The organism is Pseudomonadota bacterium (genome assembly GCA_039028935.1).
Taxonomy (GTDB): Bacteria; Pseudomonadota; Gammaproteobacteria; order Steroidobacterales; family SZUA-146; genus SZUA-146.
The window spans coordinates 13942-26785 of sequence record JBCCHD010000013.1 but is presented as its reverse complement, the minus strand read 5'-3'; the positions used below and the strand labels follow the sequence as shown (position 1 = coordinate 26785).

At 56.2% G+C, this 12844-nt stretch carries 10 protein-coding genes; 5 read left to right on the top strand and 5 right to left on the bottom strand.

The annotated features are described in order from the left end of the window. Window positions 1-88: 88 nt before the first annotated feature. On the bottom strand, window positions 89-1009 hold the full coding sequence (gene gspC, locus AAF465_08180) for a type II secretion system protein GspC (GenBank protein MEM7082696.1): 921 nt from the start codon (window positions 1007-1009) through the stop codon (window positions 89-91). A gap of 191 nt (window positions 1010-1200) precedes the next feature. On the opposite strand from gspC, the gene AAF465_08175 reads away from it, so the two are divergent. The 3 genes from AAF465_08175 to clpA all read left to right on the top strand — a co-directional run bounded on the left by AAF465_08175 (window position 1201) and on the right by clpA (window position 6205). Continuing rightward, window positions 1201-3420, top strand: a complete 2220-nt coding sequence (locus tag AAF465_08175) for an adenylate/guanylate cyclase domain-containing protein (protein MEM7082695.1) — start codon at window positions 1201-1203, stop codon at window positions 3418-3420. 183 nt (window positions 3421-3603) lie between these two features. Then, entirely contained in the window at window positions 3604-3921 is a 318-nt protein-coding gene (gene clpS / locus AAF465_08170) for an ATP-dependent Clp protease adapter ClpS (GenBank protein MEM7082694.1), read from the top strand. Between the two features lies 1 nt (window position 3922). Beyond that, window positions 3923-6205, top strand: coding sequence for an ATP-dependent Clp protease ATP-binding subunit ClpA (gene clpA, locus AAF465_08165; protein MEM7082693.1), 2283 nt, complete (start codon window positions 3923-3925; stop codon window positions 6203-6205). A gap of 91 nt (window positions 6206-6296) precedes the next feature. Here the strand turns inward: clpA and infA are convergent, their stop codons facing one another. From infA to trxB, 4 genes are all read right to left on the bottom strand, one after another. After that, window positions 6297-6515, bottom strand: coding sequence for a translation initiation factor IF-1 (gene infA / locus AAF465_08160; protein MEM7082692.1), 219 nt, complete (start codon window positions 6513-6515; stop codon window positions 6297-6299). 82 nt (window positions 6516-6597) lie between these two features. Continuing rightward, window positions 6598-7329, bottom strand: coding sequence for a leucyl/phenylalanyl-tRNA--protein transferase (gene aat, locus AAF465_08155; GenBank protein ID MEM7082691.1), 732 nt, complete (start codon window positions 7327-7329; stop codon window positions 6598-6600). Further along, window positions 7326-8474 (bottom strand): GNAT family N-acetyltransferase, encoded by a 1149-nt coding sequence (locus tag AAF465_08150; protein ID MEM7082690.1) that lies wholly within the window; start codon window positions 8472-8474, stop codon window positions 7326-7328. The genes aat and AAF465_08150 overlap by 4 nt, the downstream gene beginning before the upstream one ends. Window positions 8475-8489: 15 nt before the next feature. Continuing rightward, window positions 8490-9452, bottom strand: coding sequence for a thioredoxin-disulfide reductase (gene trxB, locus AAF465_08145; protein MEM7082689.1), 963 nt, complete (start codon window positions 9450-9452; stop codon window positions 8490-8492). Between the two features lie 215 nt (window positions 9453-9667). On the opposite strand from trxB, the gene AAF465_08140 reads away from it, so the two are divergent. Beyond that, window positions 9668-11968, top strand: coding sequence for a DNA translocase FtsK 4TM domain-containing protein (locus AAF465_08140; protein MEM7082688.1), 2301 nt, complete (start codon window positions 9668-9670; stop codon window positions 11966-11968). Window positions 11969-12099: 131 nt separating this feature from the next. After that, complete coding sequence (gene lolA, locus AAF465_08135; protein ID MEM7082687.1) at window positions 12100-12816, top strand: outer membrane lipoprotein chaperone LolA; 717 nt, start codon at window positions 12100-12102, stop codon at window positions 12814-12816. Window positions 12817-12844: the final 28 nt, after the last annotated feature.

The following is a 12844-nucleotide window of genomic DNA, read 5'->3' as shown; positions in this document are numbered from 1 at the left end:
TCTTTGTTGTAGTTGTCGCGTTATCATTGGTTGTTGCATATCACGCCATCGGGCGCGGTTGACTGCTCGTCGATCGATGTCGAGTGGATTACTGGTCACCCAAGTTAAGCTGACTCGTATCCAGTACCAACGACGTCTGCGCGCCATTGCGCTGGACCGTCACCGATACCTGGGTGTTCTCGCTCAAACTGCGAAATATCTCGAGTCCGCGAGACGGGTCTTCCAGGGGAGTGCCGTTGACTTCCGTCACCAGATCTCCCGGTTTGAGTCCCAGCGCTTTGAATTGTTCACGCTTTCGACCGGGATACACGCGGTAGCCCTGCATTTTGCCGCCCTGAAACACGGGCTGGGGACGCATGAGATCACCGAGTTTCGTCGGAATGTTGCTGCGTGCGTTACGTGAGCTCACCACCTGCCGCGCAGCCGGCCGTGCAGCTTGCCGGTTGTTGGCCGGGCGGCTGACGGAGGCGCCTTCAGTGAGTTTCGGCAGAAGCAGCTTTTCGATCACGCCGCTTCGGCTCAGATGAATCTCCGTGGCAAATACGCGGCTCAGCGATATACCTGGCGCAATATCATCGCCGACCAAATAGACGTTTTCTTCGCCGCTGCGTTCGATAATGGCCAGGCCGTTGTCGTTGGTGGTCGAGGCAACCGTGCCCTTCAACGTAAGGTCGGTGAGCGACGTCTCGGGTACAAAGGATTGTTCGGCCACAACCGGTGTTTCCGATGGTGGCACATACGCGCCAAAGAGATTCGCGTTTTGTATGGCGGACACCTGTCCATCTGTGGCGCCGGCTGACGGCGCCGCGGGGCTCGCCGTGTTGCTGGCGGCGGCGGCGGTCGCGTCGTATTGTGGTTTGTCCAACAGTAACCAGGTCATTGACGCGAGCTTGGCGGCGCAGGCCACAACCAGCACGGCCGTGAGCACCGTCGGCCCATACTGCACAAGGAGCGATTTCGGTGCGGCGACCGATGCTGGCAAAGTGTTGAATTGTTTGACTAAATCCATTTGCTCGTGCGAACTCTCTAGGCCCGCTCGACGACAGGTCCAGCGGAAGGGGTTGTAGTCTAAAGGGAGGCTCCTGCCGACCACAAGGTCAGCGCCGTGGTTTTGTGCGCCAACGCACACAATCCGCCCCAATTTCTACGTTAAACTTTAACCGAAATCAATCAGTTAAGGTACGTTTTTAGAGAAATTCGGTGAGCCTGCGCCTCTTACTACGGTTTGTCACCACTTTGGTGATTTTTGTTCCCTTCTACCTGCACGCCACCGGTACGCGACATTCGGCCGTGCTCGAGCGGTTGGAAGCGGCCTCGTATGACGCGCGTCTTATTATGACGCTGCCCAACTCTCGGGACGACCGGATCGTCATCGTCGACATTGATGAGCGCACGATGCAGGAGCAAGGTCAGTGGCCGTGGGGGCGCGACAAGCTGGCTCGATTCGTCGACTTACTATTCGACGACTACAACATCGGTGTGCTGGGTTTCGATGCCATCTTCCCGGAGCCCGACGGACGCAGCGCTTTGCCGATTCTCGATGGCTTGGCACGCGATGAGCTGTCGGACGACCCGATGTTTGTGGAGCGACTCGCGGCACTGCGCGGGCAGTTCGATTTCGATCGCATGTTTGCCAACAGTCTCAAAAACCGCAAAACCGTGGTGGGATTTTCCTTCAACAGCGACGAATCGGTCAGCCCCACGAACAACCTGGGTCCGCCGATCCTGACCCAAAGTCAGCACAATAGCGAAATTCGGCTACACGAAGGATTGAGCTACACGGCCAGTTTGCCGATGTTCGTCGAGGCGGCCGCGGCGACCGGATTTATCAACAATCAGAGTCTCGACTTCGATGGTTCCTTTCGTCGGGCGCCTTTGTTGCAGTCCTGGAATGGCGATTGGTACCCGTCGCTGGCGCTGGCGGTGACCGGACTGGCGCTCGACTCGCTGGACCTGGATCTGGTTTTTTTCTCCGGCGAAGACGGTGCGCGTGATGGTTTGGATCTCGAGTGGCTGACACTGGGGTCGCGAGTGATCCCCGTTGATGAGAGCGCCACCGTGTTGGTGCCGTATCGCGATGATGAGAACAGCTTCCCTGTGGTGTCGGCGACCGACGTGTTTACTCAAGAGGCGCCGCCTTACGTCTTTGATGGTGCGATTGTATTGGTGGGCACGAGTGCGATCGGGCTGCGCGACATGCGGGTGACGCCAGTCTCTGAAAACTATAGCGGCGTTCAGGTTCAAGCGAGTGTGATCTCGGGTATTTTGGACGGCCGCATCATGCATAGCCCGCGCTACGTGCAGGGTGTCGAAGTCGTCACACTCGTGCTGCTCGCAGTACTGGGTACCCTCGTGATGGTCAGACTGCCACTGGTGCCGGCTACCCTGTCGATGCTACTGCTGGCGACCATTACCTTTGCGGTGAACCTTCAGCTTTGGTCAAAAGCGAATCTCGTGGTGCCGTTAGCATCGAGTTTCGGACTGCTCTTTCTGGTGTTCATGGTCCACATGATTTTGAGTTACTTCGGGGAGACTCGCGGGCGGCGTCAGCTCTCGGCCCGTTTTGGTGAGTACATTCCACCTGAGCTGGTCGAAGAGATGGGACGTAACCCGGGTGACTTCAACATGGAAAGCGCGAGTAAGGTCATGACCGTGATGTTCACGGACATACGCGGCTTTACCGGCATTTCCGAAGGGCTTGAACCGCGCGAACTCAGCCAATTGATGAACGAGTACCTCACCCCCATGACGCGCGTGATTCATCGAAATCGGGGCACCATCGATAAATACATGGGTGACGCGATCATGGCGTTCTGGGGCGCGCCGCTCGACGATGAACAACACGCCGCCAACGCGATTAAGACCGCGTTGGAAATGCAGGAGGCACTGTCGGTACTCGGCGAGCAGTTTACGGAAAAAGGCTGGCCGGCGATTTCGATCGGTGTCGGCATCAATTCAGGCGAAATGCGGGTCGGCGACATGGGTTCCCAGTTTCGCAAAGCCTATACCGTGATGGGCGATGCCGTGAATCTGGCGGCGCGTTTAGAGGGATTGACCAAGCACTATGGCGTGGGCGTGGCGGTAGCCGACCAGACCGTTCAGGCTGTCCCCGATATACAGTTTCTCGAGCTCGATCGCGTGAGAGTCAAGGGCAAAGACGAAAGCGTGGCCATATTCACGCCACTCGCGCCTAAGGCGGCTATGACAAGCACTCAGAAAATGCGTTTGGGTCAACATAAAAACGCGATTCGCGCGTACCGCGCACAGAATTGGGACAGCGCCGAGAGCGCATTTTTTCAACTACAACAGTCATTTCCGCAAGAGCGTGTCTACCGCATTTATCTGGATCGCATCACGCATTTTCGACGCGAGGCACCCCCCGAAGGCTGGGACGGGGTATTCACGCACAAAGAGAAATAGTCTCGCAGTGTGATGCGGTTAATGGCGCGCCATCGGGTGCCCTTGTAAAGTGCTGACATCGTCCCCACAAACGGGTAACGTATTGTTGCGCCGCAATTAAGCAATTTCGGGAGCAAACAGAGTCGGCACGTGTCCAAATTAATGGCCGGGCCACCATCGTTAAAGTTTGAGTACGGATTAGGTATGACGGGCGAAAACGAACAGCCGGATTATGGCCTGGTTGTTGAGGCAGATAAGCCGAAACTGGAAGAGCCATCGCTGTATCGCGTGATGTTGATCAACGACGATTACACGCCGATGGAATTTGTGGTGGACGTGCTGCAGAAGATTTTTTCAATGGACCGGCAGCAGGCCACACGTGTCATGCTGGAGGTGCATACTAAAGGCGAGGGCGTATGTGGCGTGTTTACGTACGAAATCGCTGAGACCAAGGTCGCGCAGGTAAATAGTTTTTCTAGGCAGCACGAACACCCCTTATTGTGCACGATGGAAGTGGATTGAGATGTTAAGTAGCGAACTCGAATTTTGTCTGAACGAAGCGTTTAACGCGGCCCGTGATAAGCAGCACGAGTTCATGACCGTTGAACACCTGTTGTTGGCACTCATCGATGTCCCGCAGGTGGCGGAAGTGCTGCGCGCCTGTGGGGGCGACATTGAAAAGCTGCGCCGCGATTTGACCGACTTCATTAACGAAACTACCCCGCGAGTTGAATCTGACGAGCCACAGGAAGTGCAGCCCACGCTCGGCTTTCAGCGTGTCTTGCAGCGGGCTGTTTTCCACGTTCAGTCCAGCGGCAAGGAAAAGGTGTCGGCCACCAACGTTTTGGTCGCGATCTTTGGCGAGAAACAGAGTCACGCCGCCTACCTACTGAATATGCAAGATATCGTGCGTTTAGATGTGGTTAATTTCATTTCGCACGGCTTGTCGAAAATTCCGGATCCCTCGAATACCAGCACAAGTGAACAGCGCGCCGAGCAGGCGACCGAGGCGGTTGAGGTTGAAAGCCCCCTCGATCAGTTCACAACAAATCTCAACGCCCGAGCGGCGGAAGGCAAGATCGATCCACTGATCGGACGTGACTTGGAAGTATCGCGCACCGTGGAAATCTTGTGCCGACGTCGGAAAAACAATCCGCTTTACGTGGGCGATGCGGGTGTTGGTAAGACGGCGCTGGCCGAAGGTCTGGCGCGACGTATCCATCACGGTGAAGTGCCCGATGTCCTCGCCGACTGCACAATTTATGCGCTCGACATGGGTGCGTTGATCGCCGGCACCAAATATCGCGGCGATTTTGAGAAGCGACTGAAGGGCGTACTGAGCGAGCTGAAGGCCAAAGAAAACGCGGTGCTGTTTATTGACGAAATTCACACCATCATTGGCGCGGGTGCCGCATCGGGTGGCGTGATGGACGCGTCGAATTTGATCAAGCCCGTGCTGGCCAATGGCGAGCTTCGCTGTATCGGGTCGACGACGTACACCGAATTTCGCGGTATCTTTGAAAAAGACCATGCGCTGGCGCGACGCTTTCAGAAAATTGAAGTTAACGAACCCAGTATCCACGAAACCCACCAGATTCTGGTTGGCCTGAAGTCACGATTTGAAGAACATCATGGTGTGAGTTACACCGACGAGGCGCTTCAAGCTGCGGCTGAGCTTGCCGACCGTCACCTAAATGACCGTAAACTGCCGGACAAAGCGATTGATGTGATCGATGAAGCGGGCGCTAACGTGCGCTTGCGTCCGGAAGACGAAGTGCGCGACAAAGTGACCATTGTTGAGATCGAAAACGTCGTTGCACGCATGGCACGTATTCCGCCCAAATCAGTGTCGGCCACGGATCGCGATACACTCAAGATGCTCGATCGCGACCTCAAACTGGTGATCTTTGGTCAAGATCCGGCGATTGATTCGTTGGCGTCCGCCATCAAAATGGCCCGCTCGGGATTGCGCGAAGAGAATAAACCGGTGGGTTCATTCCTATTTGCTGGACCCACTGGTGTGGGTAAGACCGAAGTCACGCGGCAGCTGGCGCTGCAAATGGGCATCGAGCTCATTCGGTTTGATATGTCTGAATACATGGAGCGCCACACCGTGTCGCGCCTGATTGGCGCGCCGCCGGGATACGTAGGCTACGATCAGGGCGGTTTGCTGACAGAAGCGGTCAACAAAAATCCGCATTCGGTGTTGCTACTCGATGAAATCGAAAAAGCCCACCCCGAAGTATTCAACCTGCTGTTGCAAGTTATGGACAACGGTACGCTCACCGATAACAACGGTCGCAAGGCGGATTTTCGTAATGTGATCATTGTGATGACGACGAATGCCGGCGCGCATGAAATGAGCCGGAGTTCAATCGGCTTTACTCAGCAAGACCACAGCACGGACGGCGGTGAAGCAATTAAGCGACTGTTTTCCCCGGAGTTTCGAAATCGACTCGATTCGATCATCCAGTTCCAGGCGCTGTCGCTGCCCATTGTTGAGCGGGTGGTCGATAAGATGCTGGTTGAACTCGAATCACAACTTGGGAATAAAGACGTCACGCTTGAACTCGATGACGACGCCCGCAGCTGGTTGGCCGCACGTGGCTACGACCGAGCAATGGGTGCTCGACCGATGGCTCGTCTCATCCAGGAGAAGATCAAACGACCGCTGGCCGAGTCCTTGTTGTTCGGCGATTTGGCCGATGGCGGACACGTCCAGGTGACGGTCGTTGACGACGATATTTCGCTGGTTTGCATGCCGGGCGAGCTACCCGAATCGCCACCACCGGCAGAAGTGCACTAACAAAAAAACAGCGGCCATTGGCCGCTGTTTTTTTTTTGCAATTCTCAAACGGCCTAAGCCGCGTATTCAGAGGGCAAGCCCCCTTGGACCACTAACGACCCCGGTACACGATGCGACCTTTGGTCAGGTCGTATGGCGTGAGTTCGACGGTGACCGCGTCACCGGTCAGGATGCGAATATAGTGTTTGCGCATTTTGCCAGAAATATGAGCGGTGACGACATGGCCTTGCTCTAGCTCAACGCGAAACATGGTGTTCGGCAAGGTTTCAATCACTTTGCCTTCCATTTGAATGGCTTCTTCTTTCGCCATAAATGTGGTGTCCTCGTGTGGTACAGAAACAGCGTGAAGTGTGCATAAAACGACACGTTAATGCAATGAAAAGCGCTTAAATTTAGACTTTCTTTACGATATCAACGTCAACATCGTCGTTTTTTTGCCACAAATTTCGATCAATCCGCCGCGGGCAGTGTCGATCGAGCCGGTCGATGAATTCTTCTCGAGGCAACTCGATACTGCCCATCGAGCGTAAATGGGGTGACTTCACTTGCCCATCAATGAGGGCGAATTCGTGTTTTTCAAGCAGGGCGGCCAGCGCGCTCAGCGCAAATTTGGATCCATTGGTCGCGGCACTAAACATCGATTCGCCGAAAAAGACCGCACCGATCGCCAGCCCATACACGCCACCGATGAGGTTCTCGTTACGCCAGACTTCCAAACTGTGCGCGTGGCCTAAGGTGTGTAGCTGATGATAAGCGGTCATCATACTGGTGGTAATCCATGTGCCGTCTTGGCCTGGTCGTGGCGCCGCACAGGCGCTCATTACGTCGGAGAACGCGGTGTTGAGGGAAATTCGAATCGGCTCTCGCTGCAAGGCCCGTCGCAGCGAGCGCGATCGATGTAGGTCGGCGGGCACAAACACGGTGCGGGGATTGGGCGACCACCAAAGGATTGCCTGGCCTTCTTCAAACCAAGGGAAAATACCGCGGCGATAGGCGGCCAGCAGTCGCTCTGCAGACAGGTCGCCACCCGCTGCGAGGAGGCCATCGGGATAGGCGAGGGCCTGGTTGACCGGTGGAAACGCATCGGGCGCGGCATCGGGTGGAATCCAATGCAGGACGCTCACGATGTGTTCCGATCACGTCGAAACGGCAAGTGACGATCGACCTCACTGGCGTAAGCCTGCACGTGTCGTGTTTCGCGCGAGACATGATCGGCAATCGCCTGGGCGAACGGGGCATGGCGCAACCAGTGTGCGGACCAAGAGGGCGTGGCTTGAAAACCCCGGGCGATCTTGTGCTCCCCTTGGACACCGGGATCGAAGCGTTTGATCTGATGCTCGATGCAATACTCGATGCCCTGGTAATAGCACAGTTCGAAATGCAGTCCGTCGATAAATTCGCTGGCGCCCCAGTAGCGCCCATACAGCGTATCAGCGGTGACAAAAAACAAGGAAGCGGCGACTACCGTCTGATCACGACGGGCAAAACAAATGTGCATGTCCAGTTGATCAGACGCAGCGATTTGTCGAAAAAAATCGGGTTGGAAATAGGGTGCTCGACCGCGCAGATAAAATGTGGACGCATAGAGATCATAAAAAAGAGTCCACTGCTCGTCGGTCATATCGGCGCCGCGCTGTGTCTCTACGATAATTCCAGCATCACGTACTTTGCGCCGTTCGCGGCGCGTTTTTTTTCGCCGAGATGAACGAAAATACGCGAGGAAATCGTCGAACGACTGATAGTCTTGATTGTGCCAATGATACTGACAGTCTTCCCGAATGATGATGTCGTCGAACGTGCGAAGCCGATCCAGATCGGCCGGTGTGGCAAACAATAAATGCCACGAGGACGCATTGAGTGCCCCGGCGTTTGCGCGCAGGGCGGACAGCAACGAATCAATCAGAGGGCGGTCATCCATATTACCGAGCAATCTTGGCCCGGAGACGGGTGTAAACGGTACCGCAGTGACCAATTTGGGATAGTAGGGAATACCGTGACGATGATGCGCTTCTGCCCACGCAAAATCGAACACAAACTCGCCCCATGAATCGTCTTTAATATACAGCGGCAGGGCGCCGATGAGTGCATCGCCGCGATGCACGAGCGCGTGGTGAGGCGACCAGCCGGTGGCCTCTCCGGTGGCGCCGGTTTGCTCCAACGCATTCAGATAATCATAGCTGACAAAGGGATTGTCATCGTTGACCAGCGCTTGCCAATCGTCACGTGCAACCTCTGACAGGCGGTCAACATACGATACGACGGCCGTCATCCGTGGGCCTGATATTTATTGATCGTCGAGCGCGTCCAAGTAGCGCTCCGCGTCCAGTGCCGCCATGCAGCCCGAACCTGCCGATGTGACCGCTTGGCGATAAATGTGATCACCCACGTCACCCGCGGCGAACACCCCCGGAATGCTCGTGGCGGTGGCGTTGCCATCACGCCCGGCCTCGACGATGATATAGCCGCCCTCCATGTCTAGCTGATCAACAAACAGATCGGTGTTCGGCTTGTGACCGATGGCGATAAACACACCCGACAGATCGATGTCCCGCGTGCTGGCGTCTTTAGTTGAGCGAACGCGCATGCCGTTGACGCCCGTGTCGTCGCCAAGTACCTCGTCGAGTTCATGATCCCAGATCAGTTCTATATTGCCTTGGCCGTTGGCTTTAGCAAACACGCGGTCTTGCAGAATTTTCTCAGCGCGCAGCTCGTCACGACGGTGCACGAGATACACTTTCTTGCATATATTCGACAGATAGAGCGCTTCCTCTACCGCGGTGTTGCCGCCCCCTATGACGGCGACGTCCTGGTCGCGATAGAAAAACCCATCGCACGTTGCGCAGGCCGAGACACCCTTACCTTTAAACGCTTCCTCAGACTCCAGTCCCAGATACTTGGCGGTTGCGCCCGTACAGATTATGAGCGCATCGCACGTGTAGACGCCTTGGTCACCGGTCAATCGAAAGGGCCGTTGACTCAGGTCCGCGGTGTGAATGTGATCGAAAGTCAGTGACACATCGAATCGTTCGACGTGTTCGGCCATGCGTTGCATGAGCTGTGGCCCTTGCAGATCGTGTGCATCGCCAGGCCAGTTTTCGACTTCGGTCGTGGTCATGAGTTGGCCACCTTGTTCGATACCGGTGATCAGTCCGGGCGCCAGATTCGCGCGTGCGGCGTAAATGCCAGCGGTGTAGCCAGCGGGACCCGATCCGAGAATCAATAGTCGGAAATGTTGTGTGTCGCTCATGTATACTTACTCATTGAATTTGTCACTGAAATTAACGTCCGTTCTCGAGCGCGAGTCAGGCGTCTGAACGGGCTGGCAACGGTAACAAATCACCACGGAATTTGCATGAACTATAAACCGCTCCCCCCGCCCGTCCACAGTCTGTGTGTGTCGATTGTCGGCCAATCGTTGCGGGCTGGAAATCGGGCGACTCACGCAACGACGAGAGAGAGGGTATGAGTACCGCATCGAACACGCGAGAACCGGTCATGGGGCTGTCGGTTAGCCGGGCCTTACGCGAGAGCGCGCTGTGGATTTTCGGCGTGCTGGCGTTGGTCCTGGCCTTGGCGCTGATTACCTTTCATCCGGCCGACCCGGGTTTTAGTGATACCGGCACGGGCGATCGCGTGCACAATTTTATCGGCCCGCTGGGCGCGTGGATGTCCAGCGCCTTCTATTTCGGTTTTGGGCGCCCCGCCTTTTTGTTTCCGGTAATGCTCGCCGTTGTCGGTTGGATGTTATTCAAATCGCGAACGGTCAGTGACTATGTGTCTAAACAAGACTTGAGCTTTCGCGCGATCGGGTTTTTTCTCACGCTGGCCACAAGCTGTGGACTGGCGACGCTGCATTTTTCCAATCCCGATTTGCCCAGCTCCAGCGGAGGTGTACTCGGCAAGCTGGTCGGTGAGGGCATGTCGGGCGGTGTGGGCCCTCTCGGTGCGACGTTGCTCATGCTCGGCGTCTGGCTGGCGGGGGTGTCGCTGTTTGCGGGCGTGTCGTGGCTCGCCATCATGGACGCGCTGGGCGCGTTCGTACTCAACTTTGTCGATCGTCTGCGCGCATGGAGCGATGGTGTGCGAGATCGCATGGCGGGTCGGCGTGTCAAACAGGCGCGCGCCGAGTCGATCAAAGAGCAAACAGCCGCCAGCAAAACCCGGGTTGCTCCGCGAATCGAGCCGCCGGCCGCACCAAAGCCTGTGAGCGATCGCAAAGAGCGTGAGCGTCAGGCGTCACTGTTCGAGGGCGCGACAGCCAATGAGCTGCCGCCGCTGGCGCTGCTCGACGATCCACCGCCCTCCAAAGCGACGTATACCGCCGAGTCGCTCGAAGCACGGTCGAAGCAAGTTGAGCTCAAGCTCCGCGAATTTGGTATCGAAGCGCAGGTGGTTTCCGTTCATCCTGGGCCGGTGGTGACACGGTTCGAGCTCATGCCCGCGCCAGGTCTCAAGGCCAGTAAAGTGACTGCCTTGTCGCGCGATTTGGCCCGGGCGTTGTCCGCACCCGCCGTCAGGGTGGTGGAAGTGATACCGGGTAAATCGGTGATTGGTTTGGAAATACCCAATGAAACGCGCGATCTGGTTTCGCTCGGCGAAGTGTTGCAGTCCTCCGAATACGACGAAATGAAAGCGCCCCTCGCACTCGGGCTGGGTAAGGACATTGCTGGCAACGCCGTCACCGTCGATTTGGCCAAGATGCCACACTTGATGATCGCCGGTACCACCGGTTCCGGTAAGTCTGTGGCCATCAATGCGATGGTGCTGTCATTGTTGTACAAAGCCACGGCCGATCAAGTGCGCCTCATCATGGTCGATCCCAAGATGCTGGAGCTATCGGTGTACGAGGGGATTCCGCATTTACTCGCACCGGTGGTAACCGACATGAAAGAGGCGGCTAACGCATTGCGCTGGTGTGTGGCCGAAATGGAGCGCCGCTATCAGCTGATGTCGGCACTCAAAGTACGCAATCTAGCGGGTTTTAACCGCAAGGTGGAGGATGCGCGTGCCGCTGGCGAGCCGTTGTCCGATCCGCTCTATAAAGTGGAGCGGGACGAGGACGGCAATGCCATGGAGGACGCGCCGGAGCTCAACGCGCTGCCGCTGATCGTCGTGATCATCGACGAGCTGGCGGACATGATGATGATGGTGGGCAAGAAAGTCGAAGAGCTCATCGCGCGGTTGGCGCAGAAAGCGCGTGCGTCCGGAATCCACCTGATTGTCGCCACGCAGCGTCCGTCAGTCGATGTTATTACCGGTCTGATCAAGGCCAATATCCCGGCGCGAATTGCCTTCCAGGTCTCGTCGAGAATCGACAGTCGAACCATTCTCGATCAAATGGGTGCCGAGCACTTGCTTGGGCACGGCGACATGCTGTATCTGCCCGGTGGTACCTCAATTCCCACCCGTATTCATGGGGCGTTCGTTGATGATCACGAAGTGCTCGATGTTGTTAAATATCTTAAACAGGCGGGTGAACCCAACTATATTGATGAAATTTTATCCGGGCCCAGCAGTCCAATTCCAGGACTGGCAGGCGAAGAGAGCGGCGAAGATTCCGAGCAGGATCCGCTGTACGATCAGGCGGTTCAAGTGGTCACTGAGACGCGCAAAGCCTCTATTTCGGGCGTTCAGCGACGACTCAAAGTGGGCTACAACCGCGCTGCACGCATGGTTGAGGCCATGGAAGAAGCCGGTGTGGTTGGGCCGGTGCAATCAAATGGCTCGCGTGAGGTGATTGCGCCCCCGCCACCCAAGGATTAGCCGATCGTCGAAAGCCGCCGTCGATGACAGGTGGCCATCAAGCGGCAACGCGTGAAGCGATAAGGTGGTCCGTGATCGTCCGACGTCGACCGTATTGTTAAAAAAGAGGTATGAAATTGGTGGAAAAACGAGTGACCCGCTTAACGGGCTATCCGGCATTTCAACGGCGTATCGCTACCGCGTTAACGCTCTTCTCAATGATGTTAATCGTGGGGCCGATTTCGGCGCAACCGGCGGTCGAGACGACGGCCATTGATACGCTGTCGCCTCAAGAGGAAGCTGCGCTGGAGCGTTTAAAACGCTACATGGATGACACGAAAAGCCTAACGGCGCGCTTTTCATCCGTCTTGCTCGATGACACGGGCCGGCAAACGGCTGCGTCAAACGGTACGGTGGCGATTAAAGTCCCCGGTCGCTTTCGTTGGCAATACGACAGTCCGGATCCGTCACTATTACTGGCTGATGGCGTTGATCTTTGGCATTTCGATGAAGTGCTAGAACAGGTAAATGTCAGTTCATTAGCCGACTACCGTGGGGCGAACCCGAGTCTCTTGCTGGGTGGTGATTCGAGCAAACTAGCGGAAGGATTCAAAGTTGTGGGTTCGCATAAAACGGAAGGCGATCAGTGGATCGTGCTCGAAACCCGTGACCGAAATTCAGATTTTGTAACGGTGCGTATTCGATTCACTGACGAGCGCATCTCACTGATGGAGCTGATCGATCGCGTTGATCAAACCTCGCGAATTGCGTTTTCAGAGGTTGATGTGAACGCGGATGTCGCGGACACCCTGTTCGAATTTACGGTGCCGGATGGAGCCAGCCTCATCGGTCAGCCTTCTCCACGCTAAACGTCATCTGCCCGTTTTCCTGCCGCAT